This is a genomic window from Mycobacterium sp. E2699 (genome assembly GCF_001666745.1).
Lineage (GTDB): Bacteria > Actinomycetota > Actinomycetes > Mycobacteriales > Mycobacteriaceae > Mycobacterium.
Window position 1 is genome coordinate 76,597 of sequence record NZ_LZJH01000080.1, and the last position, 19,629, is coordinate 96,225.

Annotated in this window: 15 protein-coding genes; 2 read left to right on the plus strand and 13 right to left on the minus strand. The window is 68.9% G+C overall.

Annotated elements, in window-relative coordinates:
• Positions 1-36: 36 nt before the first annotated feature.
• From A5696_RS13930 to A5696_RS13940, 3 genes are read right to left on the minus strand one after another with little or no spacing between them, the layout of a single operon-like run.
• The gene (locus tag A5696_RS13930) at positions 37-762 is read right to left on the minus strand and encodes a Crp/Fnr family transcriptional regulator (RefSeq protein ID WP_067879622.1); all 726 of its coding nucleotides are present in this window, start codon (positions 760-762) and stop codon (positions 37-39) included.
• 41 nt (positions 763-803) lie between these two features.
• A complete protein-coding gene (locus A5696_RS13935; protein WP_369803340.1) occupies positions 804-1,238 on the minus strand; it encodes an FHA domain-containing protein in 435 nt (144 codons plus the stop codon).
• A gap of 8 nt (positions 1,239-1,246) precedes the next feature.
• The gene (locus A5696_RS13940) at positions 1,247-1,714 is read right to left on the minus strand and encodes a hypothetical protein (protein WP_067879554.1); all 468 of its coding nucleotides are present in this window, start codon (positions 1,712-1,714) and stop codon (positions 1,247-1,249) included.
• Between the two features lie 195 nt (positions 1,715-1,909).
• Here A5696_RS13940 and A5696_RS13945 point away from each other — a divergent pair, with 195 nt between their 5' ends.
• Positions 1,910-2,143: a DUF1918 domain-containing protein gene (locus A5696_RS13945; protein ID WP_067879628.1), complete on the plus strand. Its 234-nt coding sequence runs from the start codon at positions 1,910-1,912 to the stop codon at positions 2,141-2,143.
• 16 nt (positions 2,144-2,159) lie between these two features.
• Here A5696_RS13945 and A5696_RS13950 read toward each other — a convergent pair whose 3' ends face one another.
• From A5696_RS13950 to A5696_RS13960, 3 genes are all read right to left on the minus strand, one after another.
• Positions 2,160-2,666 carry a hypothetical protein gene (locus A5696_RS13950; RefSeq protein ID WP_067879557.1) on the minus strand — a complete coding sequence of 169 codons (507 nt, stop codon included), beginning with the start codon at positions 2,664-2,666 and terminating at the stop codon, positions 2,160-2,162.
• 184 nt (positions 2,667-2,850) lie between these two features.
• Positions 2,851-6,078: an arabinosyltransferase domain-containing protein gene (locus A5696_RS13955; RefSeq protein WP_067879560.1), complete on the minus strand. Its 3,228-nt coding sequence runs from the start codon at positions 6,076-6,078 to the stop codon at positions 2,851-2,853.
• Positions 6,075-9,380: an arabinosyltransferase domain-containing protein gene (locus A5696_RS13960; RefSeq protein ID WP_067879562.1), complete on the minus strand. Its 3,306-nt coding sequence runs from the start codon at positions 9,378-9,380 to the stop codon at positions 6,075-6,077. The genes A5696_RS13955 and A5696_RS13960 overlap by 4 nt, the downstream gene beginning before the upstream one ends.
• A 141-nt stretch (positions 9,381-9,521) precedes the next feature.
• Between A5696_RS13960 and A5696_RS13965 the strand changes: the two genes are divergently transcribed.
• Positions 9,522-10,661: a BTAD domain-containing putative transcriptional regulator gene (locus A5696_RS13965; protein WP_067879565.1), complete on the plus strand. Its 1,140-nt coding sequence runs from the start codon at positions 9,522-9,524 to the stop codon at positions 10,659-10,661.
• 2 nt (positions 10,662-10,663) lie between these two features.
• Here A5696_RS13965 and A5696_RS13970 read toward each other — a convergent pair whose 3' ends face one another.
• The 7 genes from A5696_RS13970 to A5696_RS14000 all read right to left on the minus strand — a co-directional run bounded on the left by A5696_RS13970 (position 10,664) and on the right by A5696_RS14000 (position 19,575).
• Positions 10,664-11,281, minus strand: a complete 618-nt coding sequence (locus tag A5696_RS13970) for a maleylpyruvate isomerase family mycothiol-dependent enzyme (RefSeq protein WP_067879568.1) — start codon at positions 11,279-11,281, stop codon at positions 10,664-10,666.
• Between the two features lie 41 nt (positions 11,282-11,322).
• Positions 11,323-14,589, minus strand: coding sequence for an arabinosyltransferase domain-containing protein (locus tag A5696_RS13975; RefSeq protein WP_067879571.1), 3,267 nt, complete (start codon positions 14,587-14,589; stop codon positions 11,323-11,325).
• Between the two features lie 6 nt (positions 14,590-14,595).
• Positions 14,596-16,431 carry a galactan 5-O-arabinofuranosyltransferase gene (locus A5696_RS13980; RefSeq protein ID WP_156738386.1) on the minus strand — a complete coding sequence of 612 codons (1,836 nt, stop codon included), beginning with the start codon at positions 16,429-16,431 and terminating at the stop codon, positions 14,596-14,598.
• Positions 16,432-16,463: 32 nt separating this feature from the next.
• Positions 16,464-17,228, minus strand: a complete 765-nt coding sequence (locus A5696_RS13985) for a decaprenylphospho-beta-D-erythro-pentofuranosid-2-ulose 2-reductase (RefSeq protein ID WP_067879577.1) — start codon at positions 17,226-17,228, stop codon at positions 16,464-16,466.
• Positions 17,229-18,593, minus strand: a complete 1,365-nt coding sequence (locus tag A5696_RS13990; RefSeq protein ID WP_067879580.1) for an FAD-binding oxidoreductase — start codon at positions 18,591-18,593, stop codon at positions 17,229-17,231.
• Between the two features lie 32 nt (positions 18,594-18,625).
• The gene (locus tag A5696_RS13995; protein WP_156738382.1) at positions 18,626-18,991 is read right to left on the minus strand and encodes a GtrA family protein; all 366 of its coding nucleotides are present in this window, start codon (positions 18,989-18,991) and stop codon (positions 18,626-18,628) included.
• A 104-nt stretch (positions 18,992-19,095) separates the two neighbouring features.
• Positions 19,096-19,575 carry a GreA/GreB family elongation factor gene (locus A5696_RS14000; RefSeq protein ID WP_067879586.1) on the minus strand — a complete coding sequence of 160 codons (480 nt, stop codon included), beginning with the start codon at positions 19,573-19,575 and terminating at the stop codon, positions 19,096-19,098.
• Positions 19,576-19,629: the final 54 nt, after the last annotated feature.

Genomic DNA, 19,629 nt, shown 5'->3' on the forward strand with positions numbered 1-19,629 from the left:
GGGGCGACGTCGAGTGAAGGACACTCGGGCCAATTCTCATGCGGTGGCGCGCAGGGGGCGCCGCCGGTACACGCCCGCGGCCGCGCCCGCCGCGGCGCGGCCGGCGAGCCCGTCGGCGTCGGTGATCAGAACGCCCTTGCCCTGCAACGTGATCCAGCCGCGAGATGCGAAATCGCCGAGCGCCTTGTTGACCGATACCCGGTCGGCGCCGACGAGCTGCGCCATCTCGTCCTGGCTGAGCTCGTGCGCGACGCGCAGCCCGTCGCGGTCCCGGGTACCAAAGCGCTCGGCCAACAGCAACAATTGGCGCGCCACGCGGGTGGCCACATCGCTGGAGATCAGTTCGATGAGTTGATCCTCGGTTTGTCGCAGCCGCTGGTTCAGTGCCCGCAGCAGCTGCTCGGCGATCACCGGCCGGCGGGCTATCCACGCGTGCAAGGTGGCGCGGTTCACCCACACCGCGCGAACGTCGGTGATTGCCGTCGCGGTGCAGGACCGGGGACCGGGGTCGAACACCGCCAGCTCGCCGAAGACGTCCGCCGGGCCCATGATCGCCCGGAGATTCTCACGCTCACCGGGACCCCTCAGGCTGATCTTGACCTTGCCCGTGACGATGATGTAAACCCGATCGCCGGGGTCGCCTTGGGCGAAAATGACCTGCCCCGGTTTGAATTCGGACGCCTGCAGCTGCCTGATCATCGCGGACGCCGTCTCCGGTTCGATGTGACCCAATATGCCGGCCTCGCTGAGGAGCTGAATCAGGATCCGGTCTGCAGCGCTCACGAAGGCCCTCCTCGCCGGTGTCAGCCGGTCGTCGGCCCGGTGAGGAAAACCAGGCGGAAGTTGCCGATCTGGATCTCGTCGCCGTCGGCGAGCACCGCCGAGTCGACGGGTTGCCGGTTGAGGTAGGTGCTGTTCAGGCTGCCGAGGTCGACGACGCGGAATTTGCCGTTCTCCCTTCGGAATTCGGCGTGCCTGCGGCTGACCGTGATGTCGTCGAGGAAGATGTCGCTGGCCGGATGCCGCCCCGCCGACATGATGGGCTGTTGCAAGAGAAACTGCGACCCGGCGTTGGGGCCCCGCTTCACGACGAGCACGCCCGAGCCCCGACCCATCGTGGCCATGTCCTCGACGGCCGCGTCGGCGACGGCCGTCGACGTGTCGAACTCGTCGCTCAGGTTGGCGTGCAGAGCCGCGCCGATGTCGGCGGTGCTCTCGTCGGGCGCTGACGTTGTCACCGGCGTGATCACGCTGCCCGGGGAAGGTCCGGCGTTGCGGTCGTCGCGTGCGAGGCCGGCCGGCCCGGTGCAGTGGCCCAGCCGAAGTAGGTCAGGTAGACGCCGATCAGGGCGAAGACGATGCACAGCGAAATCCACCAGCCCTGCGCGCCGATCATGCTGTCGGCCACGGCAACGAATGCCTTCGGAAATGCCACCAAGAGCAGCCCGCGCAGCACGATCAGCCAGCCCAGCGAGGAAACGAGGATAGCCGCGGCGCCATTCCAATATTGGTGCGCGGCGACCACGATCAGCCCGAACAGCAGAATGAAGGCGCCGGTGACGAACGCCCACATCGAATTCGCCTCGAACTGCGACAGCAGCGTCTGCATGTCCGAAGCGCGCGCCACCGCCGTGACGTCGACGATGACGAGGAAAGGACCCAGCACGCGCGCGAAAAAGCGTGTACTTGCCAGCGACTGTGATGATGCGTTCATCGGCGTGCCTTTCACCCCCCGTCGTTACCAGACACCTGCATCGGACCATTTGACCGAAGCGCGGAAATAGGGACCGAAGTCCCGTCCGTGCGGGGCGTTCGTCCTCGCACGTCGACGGTGACCTATGGCCCTCCCTCTGCAGGCCCGCCGCGTCGCATGATCGACCCTGAAGTCAACGATCTAGAGGAGTCGATGATGAAGGCGAACGTGGGCGACTGGCTCGTGATCAAGGGCACGACGACGGAGTTGGCGGATCAGCGTGGGCTGATCACGGAGGTGCACGGGGCCGACGGGGCACCGCCCTACGTGGTGCGCTGGCTCGCCAACGGCCATGTCGCCACGGTGTTTCCGGGATCGGACGCGCTCGTCGTCACCGCGGCCGAACAACAACGGGCCGACGACCGGGCGGGCCATCGGGTCACGAGGTGACCGCTGCCCACCCGAGTTATACCGGCACCAGGAATTCGGACGTGTAGAACTCGGCCGGATTTTGCGAGTTCGGGTTTGCGCGTTCGACAATTACCCAGACGCCCGTCGTGCCCGGGCGAATGGCGTCCTGAACGGTCACCGTCGCGTTGCCGGCGCCGTCGGTGTCCATTCCCGTAAAGGCGGTGCCGGGATCCCCGGGACCGCAGGTCGCCGACGACGGGCGGGGTTCCTGGATGAGGCCGACGTCGTAATGTGCCCCCGGTTCGTCGGGGATCGCCACGTGCACCTGCGCGACTGCTCTCGAACCGGAGGCGCTGATGAGCGCCGAGCCGGTGCCCTCGGGCGGCCGCGGGATCCACGCCGCCTCCGTCACCTGGCTGAAATCGCAGCGCCGCTCGTAACTGTCGAGAACGACCGTGGTGCCGCCCTGGGCGGCCGCCTCGACAATCTCATAGGTGGCCGCCGGAAAGACCGCCACCGTCATTGCCGCCGTGCAAGTGCCTAATCGAATCAGCGTACGCATTCGGGTCACCTTTTTAACGCATGTGTCAGTTAACCCACGGGGGAAATAGGTATTGACCCGCGATTGACCGAATAAACATTTGCGCGCGAATTACCGGAACGTCAATTTCGTGAGGTATTCGACGGATGACGAATTAATGGCACGGCAATTTAAACTTATTGCCACGCAATCGCTTTCGCGTTCGCTATGGCTTGATTCGGATCTCTCCGGGCGACCACAACCCGCTGCGGGTCGCGGTGCCGAGCTCGAGCTGGGCGGGCCGGGCGTCGGCGATGGTGTCGAACTTGCGCAACGAACCCCAGTCGCGTCCCCAGTCGCGGGACAGGTAGGTCGACATCACGTGCGCCCGCAGCAGGAGGTCGGTGATGCCCAGCAGGCCGCCGTTGACGCCGTCCTGCCAGGTGTCGGTGTCCTGCTTCTTGGCGTTGTAGTCCGGCGTGATCCGGTACTTCGGTATTTCGGTGACACCGTTGACGTGCAGCATCGGCTGCTGGCACGGGAAGGCCAGGCCGACCGCCCAGTCCATCAGCACCGGCTGCTTCGAACCGATGTACTCCTGCAGCGAGCGCAACTCCGGCACCCGCGGCGGGGTCACCGCGATCCAGTCGTCCGGCGTGAGGGAGAGGTCCTCGGCCACCACCCGGACGGCGACGGCGTCTGCGGGCATCTGCGAGCGGGGGTAGCGCAGGTTGCGCCACACTTTGGGCTGCTCGCCGTACAGGTCGTAGGGCACCAGCCTTCCGGCGGGCAGCACGGAGCCGTCGGGGCCGGGCCTGCCGAACTCCAGTTCCACGGTCTGCCCGTTGGTGTGGTGATGCAGGATGCTGTTGCCGGCGATCGTGCCCGCGGCGGTCACCACCACCAGCGGGTGCCCGGCGTCGGGCTTGGGTAGCCGATACCACGCCGAGGTCAACTTGCTCTGCTGTTGCGCGCCGGTGGTGTAGCTGCCGGCCAGCGGAACCTGATCGGGGTTGAGGCCGTAGGGCAGCGGCACCGTCGACCCGTTGACGCCCGGCGCCGTCAGCTTGAGCGGCGCGTCCCAGTCGTAGTCCGTACCGGGCTGCGGCACCGACGTCTCCTTGACCGACTCGGCCAAGGTGCGGTCCGGGACGCCGTTGGGGGTGAACCCGGTCGGGTTGACACCACCCAGCGGCCCCAGCGGACCGTAATTGCCGGGCAGGGCCGCCATGAAGCCCGCGTTGCTGTCCGGCTCGACGAGCACGTCGTCGGCCAGCCCACAGCCTCCGCTGAACTCGCGCAGGTTGTCCCAGGCGTTGGAGTAGGTCGGGTACTGACGGACGATGCCCGCCACCATCGACGCCACGAACACGAGCGTCATGAAGCCGGCGGCGACGGGGATGGGCGCCGCCGTAACCGCCCGCGCCAGCCGGCCCTCGCCGTGCTCGGGGGACACGAAGTGCAGCCAGGCGGCGTACACCGCGGCGATCGCGAACAGCGCGAAAAAGATTGCGCTGACTGTGATTCCGCCGATTTTCGGCATGCTGCTGTTGAACGGAACCCCATAGCTGGACACGTACCACCAGCCGTTGGTGGTGGCGAAGCACAATGCCAACACGAACAGCACCGCCGCCAGGAAGGCCATCCGGTTTCGCGACCAGCGCAGCACCTTCGGCGACACCAGCGCGGTGGCCAGCGCGGCCATCGCCGCGCCCACCGCCGCGAACAACCCGAAGTGGTGCACCCATTTGGTCGGGGTGAACATCAGGAAGAACATGGTGCCGAAGATGACACCCATCAGGCGCCACGCCGGGCCGCGCGCCACGCCGGGAACTCGCTTGCGCCGCAACATGATGAACATCGACGTGAACAGGCACAGCGCGGTGATCAAGAATCCGAACCGCCGCGACAGCGAGCCGTCGACGGTGGGCAGGATGAGGTAGTAGTAGCGCAGATTTTCGGTGTACCACGCCTGGCTGGGGCCGATCGCGGTGCGAATCCTGGTGGCTTCCAACACCGTTGACAGCGTCTGGTCGGCGAACACCACGGTCAGGATGACGAATCCCGCGGCGAGCATCGGGGCCACCAGCGGCCAGGTTCCCACCAGGCGGTGGCGTCGCACCAGGATGCGCAGGATCGGCCGGCCGCCGGCGACCAGCGCGGCGACCGCGATCAGGCCGGTCGGCTGGATGCCGAGCGTGAACGCGGCGGCGATCACCGCCAGCGCCGCCGGCGTCAGGCGGCTGTAGCGCATCGAACGCTCGATCAGCACGTAGGTGATCAGCGAGCCGACGGCGATCTGGCCCTCCGGGCGCAGGCCGTTGTCGAACGGCATCCACGCGGCCAGCAGAACCAGGCCGGCCGCCCAGTTCGCGGCCTTGCTGCCCGCCACCGCCGGCCCCAGCCGGGGGAGCACCTCGCGCGACAGCAGCAGCCAGCACACCAGCCCGGCGACCAGGTCCGGCAACCGCATCCACAAGCTGGCGTCGCTGACCTTGGTCATCAGCGCCAGCAGGTTGTAGTACCAGCCGAACGGGTCCTCCGGGCTCCCGAACCAGCGGAAGTAGTTCGACATGTAGCCGGCGGGACCGGCGACCCGCGCCATGCCCAGGATGTAGCCGTCGTCGGAGGAGTTGGCGCCGATCACGTGCCACAGCAGGAAGCCGAAGATGACCGTGGCGTCGGCCAGGGTGAAGGTGCGCCAGTTCGTTGGGATGAGCCGGCGCATCCGGCGACCGTCCAACTGGTCGAGGCGCCACAGCGCGATCAGCGAGACGATGGTGGACACGATGGCCAGCACCATCGCGGCCAGTTTCAGCGTCGTCGGCGTGCTGGAGAACCGGGTGTCGATGGTGGCCGAGAATCGCAGGCCGGGCGGCGCGGGCCCGGTGAGGTCCGTGAACACCCCGACGATCTGCGGTCGCAGGTTGGGGTCGGGGAAACCGCCGCCCACCGGCTTGCCCGCCGGATCGGTCAACCCGACGAAGGTGGCGTAGGCGCCGGCCTTCGTGGAGGTGATCTCGATGCGCTGGCATTGTGCGGATTCCGCCTGATCGCGGGGGACGCTGGCGATCACCACGTTGCGGTCGGTGACGTCGACGCGCTTGGCGTTGGCGACGACGAACAGCCCGTTCAGCGCGGCGTCCTTGCCCTTCTTGGGTGCCGTGCTCAGCACCACCCCGCCGTCGGGCGGCAGGGCGCGCACCACCGAGCACGGCACGGTCGCCGTTACGTCGACCGGCGTCAGTGAGATCAGCGGCGCGGTGACGCTGTTCAATTGGCCGTTTTGCGGCCAGTTCAGCGTGGCGGTGGTCTGCACGACCGGAAGCAGCGGCGTCGCCACCGACAGGACGAAGCCGATCAGCCCGGCGATCGTGGCGACCCAGCGCGTCACGCGCACGTCTTGGGGGCGGGCCGCCGTGTCTTCGCGGTTCCTGACGGTGGTGACGCTCATGGGAGGGCCCGAATCGGTCCCTGCCGGCTCCAGCCGCGCACTGTGATCACACCCTGTTCGATAGCGGCAACCGGGGCCTGATCGGCCGGCACCAACGGGTAATACTGCTCGACCGAACCCCAGTCGCGATGCCAGTCACCGCGCAGGTACGTCGAGACCGTCGAGGTGCGCAGCATCGACTGGGTGATCAGGAACGGGCCGCCGGCCTCGCCGGCCTCCCACCCGTTCGACGATGCCGCGGTCTGTTTGTGATCGGGCAGGATGCGGTATTGCGGGAGTTCGGCGACGCCGAGGTGTTCGGAGAACGGCCGCTGGCAGGGGAAGTTCGCCGCGGTGGCGATGTCCATCAACACCGGTGTGTGGGATCCGATCAGTTGCTGCAGGGTCTGCAGCACCGGGACCCGCGGCGGGGTGAACGCGAACCACTGCTCGGAGCTCAGGTTGGGGTCGTACGCGACGATGCGCGCCACGTTGGCCTCCGGCGGCGCCCAGGTCAACGGGAACCGCAGGTTGCGCCACGCCGGCTCCGGCCCGATGTCGATCGGATACACCTCCGCCAGCGGCTGGGTGGCGCCGTCGGGTCGGGTTGAGTCGCGGTGGCCCCACTGCAGCTTCAGCTGCTGTCCGTAGGTGAAGGTGCCGTCCTCCTTGTACGACCAGATGGCGCCGGTGGCCGAGACCACCACGATCGGCCGGTCCGGGCTGCGGGGCGGCAGCTGGTACCACGCCGAGGTCGCCGTGGCGGCAAGCGAGTTCTCGCCGTAGCTGCCCATCACCGGTGTGCGGGCGGGGTCGAGGCCGAACGGCAGCGCCGCATGCGACCCGTTCACGCCGACCGGGCCCTTCCCTCCGGCGGTGCCCGCGGAGTCACTCATCGAGGCGTTGGGCTTGTTGGGCGACGCGTCGGAATTCACCACTCCCGGCTTGGTCACCACCGGATAGGACCTCAGGTCGTCGCCCACCCCGTCGGGCTTGAAGCCGACCGGGTTGATGCCGCCGAGCGGGCCGTCCGGGCCGAAGGTCTGTCCCGGCGCGGGTTGCAGCATGCCGGCGTTGGGGTCGGGCTCGGCCAGCACGTCGTCGGCCATCGCACAGCTGCCGGGCGAGAGCCCGGAACTGAGCGCGGCCAGGTTGGCCTTCGCGGTGGTGTACATCGGATAGCGGAACACGGCGGCCTTGGCCAGCGAGCCGACGTCGCCGAGCACCATGATCGTCGCGACCACCAGCAGCGGCGTCGAGGCCAGGACGCGGTTGCGCCGGTTGTCCTTGACTTCGGTGTGGCCGGCGTAGTCCATCCGGAAGTGCTGCCAGGCGGCCAACAGGCCGGTGATGATCGACAACGTCAGGAACATCGACGTCACCGGATGGCTGGCAATGACCGGTTGGATGTCCCACCACGGCACCCCGTAGTTGCCGACGTAAAACCAACCGTTGATGCCGGAGGTGGCCCACGCGAGCACGAACAGCAGCGCCGTCACGTACAGCGTCAGGTTGCGGCGGTTGTGCAGGCCGATCCGGGCGCACGCGAACGCCGTGACCGCGCCCAGCGCGCCGGCCAGCCCGGCGAACGCGCCGAACTGCACGGCCCACTTCGTCGGGGTGAAGGTCAGCAGCAACAGGCCGAGCGCGGTGGTGCCGATCAACCGCCACGCCGGGCCGGTCGCCAACCCCGGCACGCTGCCCCGGCGCAGCAGGATCACCAGCATCCCGAACAGGCACAGCAGCAGCACCAGCACCGCGAACCGTCGCGCCATCGACCCGTCGGGGTTGGACTCGACGGTGAGGAAGTAGTAGCGCAGCCAATCCTGGTACCAGGCGATCGTCGGGCCGACCTTGTACTTGATGCGCGCCGACTCGGCGACGGTCGCCAGCGTCTGGCTGCGGAACACCACCACCAGGATCAGCGACAGCGAGGCCCCCAGCACCGCCAGCGGCGCCAACAATCCGTCGGTCGCCTGGCGCCGCCGGATGGTTCGGGCGATGGCCCGGGCGCCCGTCAGCAGCGCGGCGACCGCGATCAGTCCCTGCGGCGCCAGCGCCGCGGTCAGCATCGCGACGATGATCGCGACCGCGGCGGGGGCCAACCGCCCCAGCGCGATGGCGCGTTCCACCAGCATCCAGGTCAGCACGACGCCCAGCGCGATCAGCGGCTCGGGCCGCAGGCCGTTGTTGAACGGGAGCCAGGCGGCCAGGAACACCGCGCCCGCGGTGAGCACCGCGACCCGGTTGGCCGCCAGCCCGCCCCGCCCGGGGCCCAGCCGCCGCAGCATCCAGTGGCCGATGATCAGCCAGCAGGCGATCCCGGCGAGCGTCGCCGGCAGCCGCATCCACACCCCGGCGGTGCTGACCGCGGCCAGTTTGGACAGCAGCGCGAGGTACCAGTCGAACGGCGCGTCCGTCGTCCCGAAGTAGCGGTAGTAGTCGACCACGTACCCGGCTTTCGGGGCGACGCGGGCGATGGTCAGGTTGTAGCCGTCGTCCGAGGAGGTGGCGCCGATGACATGCCAGACCAGCAGCGTTCCGATCACCCCGATATCGGCGAGCCACGCGGCACCTCCCGCTCGCGGGCGAATCGCGGCGTTGACGCGCGGCCAGGAGGGCCAACGGAGCCGCGCGCCGCGGCTGCGCCGATCCAGCACCGCCATGGCCGCGATCGCCGCCAGGACCGCCAGGGTGCCCAGGGCCATCACGATCGCCTTCAGGGCGGTGGGCGCCGTGATGAACCGGGTGTCGACGTCGATGCGGGCCGAAAGCCCAGGCTGCGCCGGCACTTTCAGGTCGGTGAAGATCCCGCCGACCTGAGGCTTCTTCTCCGCCGGCAGGATGCCGGAGGCGCCGGGGATGCCGACGAAGTCCGCGCGCGCCCCACCGGCGTCGGCCCACAGGTGCAGGACGCTGCAGGCGCCCGCCGCGACCGCCGAGCGCTGCGCCACCGCGGCGACGGTGTCGCGGAACGCGACGACGACCACGTCTTTGTCGGCCCGCACGAACAGCCCGTTCTTGCCGGTGTCCACCCCGCCGACGGGCAGGGTCGAGACGACCAGCCCGCCGGACGGGGGCAGGGTGGCCATCGCGGGGCACGGGATGGAGATGTCCAGGGCGCGGGGCGCCCCGGACACCAGCGGGGCGGTGATCTGGGTGACGTGCCCGTCGGTGTTGCCCTGGGGCCACAGGACCGTCGCCGTCGTCTGCTTCACGGAAAGCAAGGGAACGACGAGGCACAACAGCACACCGGCGAGTCCCGCGACGACGGCGATCGACCGTGGGATGCGCGGCGATCGCTCATTTCGGTCGTGGGGCACGAGGCTCGATGGTAAGGGACGCGCCTTTGTCTTCTGAGGACGCGGGGCCGCGGTCACGGCCCGGCGATTTGCCGCGCCCCTTCCACGAAATAAACTCTCGTGTCAAGAACGGCCCCGATAACCCAGGAGGCTGGCGGCGCGATGACGAATGCAGGTCTCGGGTTCGGTGTCTTGGGACCGTTGCTGATGACCAGCCACGGGGTGCGGGTGCCGGTGGGCGCGCCGAAGCAGCGGGCGGTGCTGGCGATGCTCCTGATCAACCGCAACCGGCCGGTGTCCGTCGACTCGTTGATCAACGCGGTGTGGGACGAGGACCCGGTGCCCGCCGCGCGCACCAGCATCCAGGCCCACGTGTCGAACCTGCGCCGCCTGCTGCGCAGCGCCGGCGTCGACCCGTACCAGGTGCTGGCCAGCGCACCGCCCGGCTACCAGCTCAGCGTCGCCGACGCCGACTGCGACCTGGGGCGCTTCAGCGCCGCGAAGGTCGCCGGAAACCAGGCCGCCGCGGCGGGTCGCTTCGACGAGGCCAGCCGGCACTACTCGTTGGCGCTGGGCGAATGGCGCGGCCCGGTGCTCGACGACCTGCGCGACTTCGCCTTCGTCGACGCCTTCGCCACCGCGTTGATGGAAGAAAAGGTGGCCACCCACACCGCGCGCGCCGAGGCCGAGATCGCGTGCGGGCGGGCGGGAGAGGTCATTGCCGAACTCGAGTCGCTCACCGCCGAACACCCCTACCGCGAACCGCTGTGGGCGCAACTGATCACCGCCTATTACGTCACCGAGCGGCAGTCCGATGCGCTCGGCGCCTACCGGCGGCTCAAGACGGCCCTGGCCGAGGGGCTCGGCATCGATCCCGGCCGCACCGTCAGCGCCCTGCACGAACGGATCCTGCGTCAGGAACCGCTGGGCCTGAAGCGGGCCGACCTGACCACTCACAAGCGCGGGGCCTACCGGCAGGAGTCGACGACCGCGTCGGTACAGCTGGCGGAGTCCGCGCTCGCCCGGCTGCGCGACCAGACCGGTCGGCTTCATCCGCTCACGGGCGCGATCACCCGGATCGGGCGCTTCACCGACAACGACATCGTGCTGGACGACACCGACGTCAGCCGCCACCATGCCGTCATCACCGACACCGGAACCGGTTTCATGATGACCGACCTGCGCTCCACCAACGGGGTCGAAGTGGGGGGTCAGCGCATCCGCGGCACCGCCACCCTGGTCGACGGCGACCGCATCCGCATCGGCGGCCACGAGTTCACCTTCGAAATCCGCTCGGGCTGAGGCTATTTCGTCAGCCGTCTGGCCAACGTGTCGCGGCCGGGGCCGTCGAGGTCCGCCAGCGCCGCGGGGCGGCCGGCCATCGCCATGAGCAGGGCCTCGCCGGGGCCGCTGACCTCGGGTCCGCGGCCGTGCGCCCAGTCGATGTCGGTGGCGCGCAGGCGTAGTCCCCTGATCCGGCGTCCGGCGCCGAGCCTGGGGTTGCCGGGCACAAGGCCGAGCACCCGCCGCAGCCGATCCTCGGGAACGGTGCGGGGCCGGCCCAGCGCGCGGCGGATGTCCTGGTGGTGGATGGTGCCGTCGACGAGCGCGATCATGCCGCCGAATCCCGCGGTCAGGCCTTGTGGCGTGAGGTGGGTGCGCAGGAAGTCGAGCAGCTGTTGTGGGCTCAGCGCGGCGAACTCGTCGACGCCCACCTGGTTGGCCCGCACCACCCAGCCCTTCGCGAACCGCTTCAGCAGGCCCGCGGCGCCCAGTTCCTCGTAGCTGATGACATGCGCGACAACGTCTTTGACGGTCCACTTCGTACACAGGGTGGGCGCCGCCCAGTCCTGCGGCGTGCAGGTGGCCAGGAAGTCGGCGAGGTCGGCCCGCTCGGCGCGGGCCATGGTCATCAGCGTCATGCCGGTGCTCCCTTCATCCGGTCGACGGCTGGGTCGTGTGGCTAAGTCTTTCGCAGAGGCGCCGGACTCCACAGGCCACTGCGCGTCGCGATGCCCAACTGCAGCTTCGCGGGCTGCGCGTCGGGGTAGTAGGGCGTCAACCGTTGCAGCGAGCCCCAGTCGCGCGACCAGTCGTCCTTCAGGTAGGTCGCCATCGTCGTCGCCTTCACCAGCAACTCGGTGACGCCCAACGGGCCGCCGCCGTTGTTGTCCATCACCGGCGAGTTGGCCTCGGCGCCGAACCGGTCCGGCAGGATCCGCCATTTCGGCGTCTCGTCCACGCCGTTTTGGTGGCCGAACGGCCGCTGGCAGGGGAACGCCAGTCCGACCAGCCAGTCCAGGAACACCGGGTCGGCCGAGCCCACCACGTCCTGCAGCGTGCGTAGCTGCGGAATCCGCGGGGGCGTCAACGCGATCCAGTGCTGCGGCGCGAGGTCTTCGTCGTCGGCGACCAGCCGGATCTGGGTGGCGGCGGTCGGGATGGCCGACAACGGCAGCCGCAGGTTGCGCCACGCGGGGGACGCCCCGACGTCGGCCATCTGTAACGACCCCCCGGGGTGCCCGGCGGCCGCTTGGTCGTCGGTGGCCCACTGCACCTGGACCTCGCGCGGGTCGAAGCGGCCGGCCGCGCTGACCACCAGCAGCGGCCCGGCCTTGTCGCGGGCGGGCAGGCGATACCAGCCGGACCGCAGGTGGGCCGGTAACTGGATGCCGGAGCGCCAGCTGCCGAGCACCGGTGTGCGCGCCGGGTCGAGGTTGTAGGGCAGCTGGGCCGCCGAGCCGTTGATCCCCGGTGCGGGGGTGGTGCCCCCTTCGGTGCCGGCCTCCGCGCCGGTGGTCAGCTTGTCCTCGCCGACGAAACTGCGGTCGCCGGGACGCTCCATCACCGGGTCGGCGCGGACGTCGGCGGGAATGCCGTTGGGCGTGAACGCTTCCGAGAGGCCCGCGCCCAGGGCGTCGGCCACGGGCGCGCTCACAGGTGTCAGCATCCCGGCATTGGGGTCCTGTTCCACCAGCACGTCCTCGGCCAGTCCGCAGGACTTGCCGGTCAGCGCCTCGAGGTTGGAGCGCCCCACCGTCCATGCGGGATACTGGTCGATCATCGCCAGGGTCAGCGACGCCACCTCGAAGATGACCAGTATCCACGTCGCAATTGCCAACGGGGACTGGATAATTCCGGCAACCCGCGCACCGAGGCGGGTTTTGGGTGCGCCGTTGTCGGGGTCGACGAAGTGGAACCAGGCGGCCAGCAGCAGCACCAGCAGGGTCAGCCCGAGCAGCATCGTGGCGAAGGCGTAATGCCACGCCGGGAACGAATTCGACCAGGGCACACCGAAATTGGAGACATACCACCAGCCGTTGACGCTGGCGAACGACAACGCCACCAAGAACAGCACCACGGCGGCGAACACGGTGCGGTTGCGCCGGGACCGCATCGCCACGGCCGTCACCGCGACGGCCGCGAGCGCGCCCAGCGGCCCCGCGAGGCCGGCGAACACCCCGAAGTGGTGGGTCCACTTGGTCGGCGTGAACATCATCGCGACGAACGAGATGATGGTGATGCCGACGATGCGTCGGCTCGGCCCGGCGGCGGTGCCCGGAATCTTGCCCTTGCGCAACGACATCGCCACGGTTATCCCGAGCGCCAGCACCAACGCGAGCACGGCGAAGCGGCGGGCGACGGACCCGTCGGGGCTGGCCATGAACAGCCGCTCGTAGCGGAGGTGCTCGTCGAACCAGCTCAGGCTGGGCCCGACGGCGCGCTTGAGAGCGGTGGCCTGGATCTCGCCGGCCAGCGTCTGGTCGCGGAAGATCAGGATCGCGGTGACGGTGACTGCGGCCAGCAGGGGCGCCACCAGCGGCAGGGCGCCGAACAGTTTGGACCTGCGGTGCAGGATCGTACGCAGCGGCCCGACCGCGACCAGCAGCGCGCCGATCGAGGCGATGCCCGTCGGCCCGGAGAACAGCGTCAGCGCGCCGATGATGCAGGCGATCGCCACCGGCAGCAGCCGGCTGGTGGCCACCGCACGCTCGACCGAACACCAGGTCAGCAGGATGCCGAGCGCGATGATCGGCTCGGGGCGCAGGCCGTTGTCGAGCGGCAGCCAGACCGCCAAGAACATGCCCGCCGCGGTCCACGCCGCCGCCCGGTTCCGCTTGACGGCGTGGCCCAGGCGGGGCATCACCTCGCGGCTGATCACCCACCAGCACGTCAGCGCCATCGCCAAAGTGGGCAACCGCATCCAGATGCTGGTGGTGCTGACGTGGGCCCACAACGCCAGCAGGTCGTAGTACCAGCCGAACGGGGCCTCGGGGGTGCCGAACCACCGGTAGTAGTTGGCCATGTAGCCGGCGTGCTCGGACACCCGGGCCATGGTCAGGATGTAGCCGTCGTCGGAGGTGTTGGCGCCGACGAAGTGCCACCACCCCAGCACGGCGATGACGAGGGCGTCGAGACCGCCGATGGACCACCACCGCGCGGGCAGGAAGCGGCGGTGCCGGGTCCCGTCGGCGGTGTCGAGGACGTGCAGGGCCACCAGGGCGAGGGCGGTCAGGACCACCCCGAGGATCATCGCCGCCATCTTCAGCGTGGTGGGGCTGCTGCTGTAGCGGGTGTCGACGGTCGCCGAAAAGCTCAGGCCAGGCGGAGCGGGCCCGCTCAGGTCGGTGAAGACGCCGACGATCTGCGGCCGGAAGTCGTAGCCGCTCTTCTCGCCGCGCAGTGGCGCGCCGGGATGCTCGGCGTTGGGCCCCTGCGTCAGGCCGACGAATTCGGCCGTGACCCGGTCGGCGTGCGCGGTGAAGGTCAACCGCTGGCACGCCGGGCTGAGCACCTCGCTCAGCGGGGCGGTGACCACCGCGACGTTGCGCACCACCAGCACCAGGTAGTCGTTGGCGCGCTGGATCAGCAGGCCGCGGTCGACGGCCTTGGGGGCCTGCTTGGGCACCGTGGACAGCAGCACCGTCTTGCCGGCGTTCTGCGGTCCCGCCAGCCCCGCGGCGGCCTGGCACGGCACGGTGACGTTCAGATCGGTGGCGACGTAGCCGATCAGCGGGGCGTCGACGCTGTTGAACGTGCCGTTCTGGGGCCAGTTCAGTTGAGCGGTGGTCTGGTTGACCGGCAACAGCGGTGTGGCGATCGCCAGCAGGGCGCCCAGCAGTCCGGCGACGATAGCAACCACCCGAGCGATCCGGTGGTTACCTCCCGCGTCGTCCACGGGGGTAGATGGTAGTTGTTCGGCCAAGTCAGCCTGGGTTTCGGTGGCCATCAACCGCTACACCGCCGGCTTGCGGACGGCCAGCACGAACGGGCCGACGGTCTGGACGGCGAAGCGCGGGTCGGCGAACAGGGCCGCCGGCAGATCGACGGTGTACCGGCGAACGTTGGGCTGGTTGGGGTACACGTCCTGCGCCAGCCGCAACGTGTAGTTGCTGTTCGCGCCGCGGCGCATGAGGAAAACCGTCGGCGGGGGCCACGGCGACGTGTCCAGCGCGTGGATGAACTCGTCGGCGGTCTTGAGCTTGGACCACTTCTCGATCTGGGCCGCGCGCAGGTCGAACTGGGCCAGCGGGTTGGCGTAGTGCGACGTCAGCCCCTGGAACCCCCAGTAGGGGTAGTAGGACAGGAAGCTGTAGTCGGCGGTCATCACGACGATCTGGTCGCGGGGCTTGCCGGTCGCCTTGAGGATGGCGGCGTCGATGACCGGGTAGAACTTCTCCGAGCTCGGCGGCCGCCGGTCGCCGCGCTGGCCGTGGCCGTCGGTGTCGGTGTAGGCGATGGTCAGGTCGGGCCGCAGCACGTCGGGGATGTCCTGGCTGAACGCGATCGCCGCGGCCAGGCCGATCGCCCCGGCCACCGGGACCACCGCGCGGTGGCGTGCGGCCAATGCCTGGGTGAGCTCCACGAACCCGAAGGCCCCCGCGGCGACCAGCAGCACCGACAGCGTCGGTTGCAGCCGAAACGACAGCAGCGTGGTGCGCGCCAGCGTGGTCAGCATCGACAACAGCGACCACAGGTACACGGCGACCACGCCGACCGCGAGGGCACCCGCCCGCACCGAGGTGGTCGCGCGCACGACCAGCCACAGCGTGCCCAGCATGCAGACCGCCCCCAGCAGCGAGAACTGCAGCATCGGGAAGGTCAGCTCGGCCCCGTCGGCGGGGAGGTAGTGGAAGGCGCTGCCGCTGTTGCTCACCGGGCTGTGCGCGGCGCGCAGCAGGAACGGCAGCCACGTCGTGCTCGCGATGGCCGCCGCGACGACGGCGATGACGGCCAGCCGGCGCAGCGGGTCGAGCGCCGCTCCCAAGCCGTGTTGTCGCCAGCGGGTCGCCGCCAGCAGCAGCGCCATCAGCGACACCGTGAACGCGCTGAAGGCCAGCAGCAGCGAGTACCACGTGGCCGCCCAGCCGAGGAACAGCCCGGCGCCGATCACCGCGGCCCAACCGCCGCGTTCGCCGGCGCGCAGGCCCGACCACGCCAGCACCAGGACCGGCGGCAACAACACGGTGATCATCGCGGCGTACGGCTCCGGCGAGCTGTAGGCCAGCGTCACCGCGGCGGTCGCGGTGGTGACGATCAGCGCGTAGTCGAAGCGAATCATTCGCCACCACAGCACCAGCGCGACGGCGACCGCGATGGTGATCGAGGTGATCGCCCACGGCTTGTACATCTCCCACGCCGGCATGCCCGTCAGCGCGGCGACGCGACCGCCGATCCAGAACCAGCCCGGCGGGTAGAACGTCGGCAGCCCGAGGTAGGTCATGTCGTGCAGGGCCGGGCTGTCCGCGAGCCGGGTCAGGTATTCGGTGCGGAACTGCTGGTCGACGGAGATGCCGAACAGGTACAGCTTGGTGGCGCCCAGCGGCATGCCCAGCGTCACCACGGTGAAGGCCGAGGCGAACACCAGCCCGCCCAGCCGGGCCAGGATCCGATGACGGCCCAGGCGGCCGAGCCGGCCGACGGCCACGAGCCCGGCCAGGCAGCCGACCTGACCGACGGTGGTCAACGCGTGCAACTGGTTCGACGACGGGAAGGCGGGCCATTGCACGCCGGCGATCGCGATCAGCGATGGCACCGCCACGATCACCGCCACCGCCACCGCCGCGGCCATCTGGCCCAGCGTGACGAGCGCGTTGCGCACGTTCAGATGGGCAGCTTGCGGAAGATGCTCCGCGGGATGTGTCGTAACACCATCATCACGTAACGGAATGCTGCTGGTGCCCAAACCAATTCCTTACCTTTGGCCGCCGCGGTCACCGCGAGGTTGGCGACGTACTCCTTATCGACGGTGAGCGGGGCTTCCTTGACGTGGGCGCTCATCCGGGTACGCACCTGGCCCGGCCGGATGACCAGGACGTGAACCCCGCACTCGCGCAGGGCCTCTCCCAAGCCCAGGTAGAAACCGTCCAGGCCGGCCTTGGTGGAGCCGTAGACGAAGTTGGACCGCCGCACCCGTTCGCCGGCCGCCGAGCTCATCGCGATGATCTGGCCGAAGCCTTGGGCGCGCATCTTCTCACCCAGCAGCACGCCTACGGAAACCGCCGCCGTGTAATTGATTTCGGCGGCCAGTACCGCCTTGTGCTGGTTCTGCCACAGTTCCTCGGCGTCCCCCAGTATGCCGAACGCGACGATGGCCACGTCGACGTCTCCGTTGGCGAAGGCCTCGTCCATCATCTTGGGGTGGCTGTCGGGGTCGGTGGCCTCGAAGTCGATCAGCTCCACCGAGCGCGCGCCCGCGACCTTCATCTGGGCCACCGCGTCGTCGCGTTCCGGGTCATTCGGCATGGCGGCCAGGATGATTCGGGCGTGCGCGTTCTGCAGGTAGCGCTCGCAGATGGCCAGCCCGATCTCGGAGGTGCCCCCGAGCAGCAGGATGGTCTGCGGATTTCCCACGGCGTCAAGCACCATCTAGAGCAGCTCCAAACGTCGGGCCATGTCGGAGGCGAACACCCGCAGGGGATCGACCTTGCGGCGCAAGGCGATCCATTCGTCGATGCGCGGGTACATGGCGTGGAAGGTTTCGGCATTCACTCGCGAATCCTTGGCGGTGTAGACGCGGCCACCGAATTCCAGCACGCGGCGGTCGAGTTCGTTCAGGAACTCGTTGAGCCCCGGCTTGATAGGGAAGTCGACGCACACGTTCCAGCCCGGGATGGGGAAGCTCAGCGGAGCCTGGTTACCCGGGCCGAACAGCTTGAAAACGTTGAGAAACGAGTAGTGCCCGGACTTTTGGATGTCGCGGATGATGCCTTTGAATTCCTCGACGGCGGTGGTGGGCACGACGAACTGGTACTGGCCGAAACCGGCCGGGCCGTAGGCTCGATTCCATTCGCCCAGCATGTCGAGCGGGTGGTAGAACTGCGTCAGGTTCTGGACCTTGCCGCGGTAGGTGCCGGACTTGCGGTACCACAGTTCGCCGATCGGCCCGAAGGTGTACTTGTTGGCAAGGCCGTTGGGGAAGATGTCGGGAACCGTAAGCAGTTGGGGCGCATCGAATTTCAGCGGATCCCTCTGCAGCTTCTTCGGCAACTGATCGAGCTTGGCGAGCGAGCCGCGCGAGATCGCCGCGCGGCCGAGCTTCGGTGGCGCGCTGATCGCGTCGAACCACGCGCTGGAATAGGTGTAGTTCGCCTCGCTGCCGTCGCTGTGAAAAGCGATGGTTTCGTCCAGGCCGGCCGTGACGTCGCCGTCGGCGATGAAATAGGCCGTCTCCGTCGGCGTCATCTCTACGGTGGCCCGCAGGATGATCCCGGTCAGCCCGTTCCCGCCGACCGTGGCCCAGAACAGTTCGGCGTCGTCCCCGGTGGGAGTGAGGTGGCGGACCTGGCCGTCGGCGGTCAGCAGGTCCATGGTGCGCACGTGGTTGCCGAAGCTGCCCGCGCTGTGATGGTTCTTGCCGTGGATGTCGCAGGCGATCGCGCCGCCGATGGTCACCTGGCGGGTGCCCGGCAGCACCGGCACCCACAGGCCGAACGGCAGCGCCGCCTTCATCAGCTGGTCGAGGTTCACTCCGGCGTCGAGGTCGGCCAGCCCGGTGTCGGCGCTGATGGAGTGGATGGTGTTCAGCTCGGTCATGTCGATCACCAGGCCGCCGCCGTTTTGCGCGTTGTCGCCGTAGGACCGGCCCAGCCCGCGGGCGATCACGCCGCGGCGCCCCGAGTCGGCCGTGTTGGCCACGGCTTTGGCGATCTCCTCGGGGTCCGGCGTCGAAAGCACCGTCGCCAAGGACGGCGCGGTACGCCCCCAGCCCGCGAGCCGCTTGGTGGTGAACATCGTCAAAGAGGGTACCGCCTGGGCCCTACGGCTCAGCGGATGCGGAAGATAACGGCTCGCTGCACGACGAAGTTGATCACCGTCGCGGTGCCCTGCGCGATCACGAACGCGACAACGGGCGCCCACCCCCGGTAGTGCAAAAGTGCCAGGCACAGATGATTGAGCCCGACCTGCACCGCGAAGGTGATGCCGTACAGGACCATGACCGCGACGAACCGGGCGGTGCTCGGCGTCGCCTGGAAGGTCCACCGGCGGTTGATCAGGTAGGCGGTGATGGTGCCGACGATGAAGCTGGTGGCCTTGGACAGGTCGACCTGTAAGCCCACGACCTTCCACAGCACCAAGTAGAGGCTGAAGTCGACGATCCCGGCCAGGCCGCCGGTGACGACGAAACGCATTACCTGCGTCGTCAGACCCAAGTGTGGGCGCGTTGGCACCGCGCCAGGCTCTGGGGGGATCATTGCGGCGAGTCTATCGGGGCCGGCGCCGATGGCCGGGCGGGTCAGCGGGGCAGCTTCACCGATATCAGCTCGACCTGGTTCTCCCCTTGCGGCGTCGTGTAGGTCACGGTGTCGCCCGCCTTGTGCCCGGCCAGCGCCTGCGCCAGCGGGCTGCGGGAGGTCAACGTCTCGGCCTCGCGGCCGATGGGAGTCTCTTCGACGATGGAAATCACGTGCATGGTGACGACCTCCCCGTCGGGGAACCGCACCGTCACCTCGGTGCCGCCGGGCAGCGCTTCGGAGTCGTCCGCCGGCAACGGCCCGCTCCGCAATCGCCGATCCAGCTCGTTGATCCGGTCGCCGAGCACGACGAGTTCGTCCGCGCGTTGGATCGCCTCGGCCGCGTCCCCGTGATCACCGATCATGCCGCGGTCGTTTTTGACCTCGACCTCGAGGCGATCGCGCCGCTGCTTTAGCCGGTCCAGCTCCGCGGCCAGGTTTTCCCGCGCCACATCCACCGCCGACTTGGCTTTTTTGCTCACGTCAGTCGACCCGATTCCTGTCTGCCGTCACTTGCTGACCTGTAGCGCTACAGT

Coding starts and splice junctions, on each gene's coding strand:
- A5696_RS13940 (WP_067879554.1), bottom strand. CDS start 1,714: ATGAACGCATCATCACAGTCGCTGGCAAGTACACGCTTTTTCGCGCGC.
- A5696_RS13945 (WP_067879628.1), top strand. CDS start 1,910: ATGAAGGCGAACGTGGGCGACTGGCTCGTGATCAAGGGCACGACGACG.
- A5696_RS13975 (WP_067879571.1), bottom strand. CDS start 14,589: ATGGCCACCGAAACCCAGGCTGACTTGGCCGAACAACTACCATCTACC.
- A5696_RS13950 (WP_067879557.1), bottom strand. CDS start 2,666: ATGCGTACGCTGATTCGATTAGGCACTTGCACGGCGGCAATGACGGTG.
- A5696_RS13985 (WP_067879577.1), bottom strand. CDS start 17,228: ATGGTGCTTGACGCCGTGGGAAATCCGCAGACCATCCTGCTGCTCGGG.
- A5696_RS13970 (WP_067879568.1), bottom strand. CDS start 11,281: ATGACGCTGATGACCATGGCCCGCGCCGAGCGGGCCGACCTCGCCGAC.
- A5696_RS13965 (WP_067879565.1), top strand. CDS start 9,522: ATGACGAATGCAGGTCTCGGGTTCGGTGTCTTGGGACCGTTGCTGATG.
- A5696_RS13980 (WP_156738386.1), bottom strand. CDS start 16,431: ATGGCCGCGGCGGTGGCGGTGGCGGTGATCGTGGCGGTGCCATCGCTG.
- A5696_RS13995 (WP_156738382.1), bottom strand. CDS start 18,991: ATGCGTTTCGTCGTCACCGGCGGCCTGGCCGGGATCGTCGACTTCAGC.
- A5696_RS13990 (WP_067879580.1), bottom strand. CDS start 18,593: ATGTTCACCACCAAGCGGCTCGCGGGCTGGGGGCGTACCGCGCCGTCC.
- A5696_RS13955 (WP_067879560.1), bottom strand. CDS start 6,078: ATGAGCGTCACCACCGTCAGGAACCGCGAAGACACGGCGGCCCGCCCC.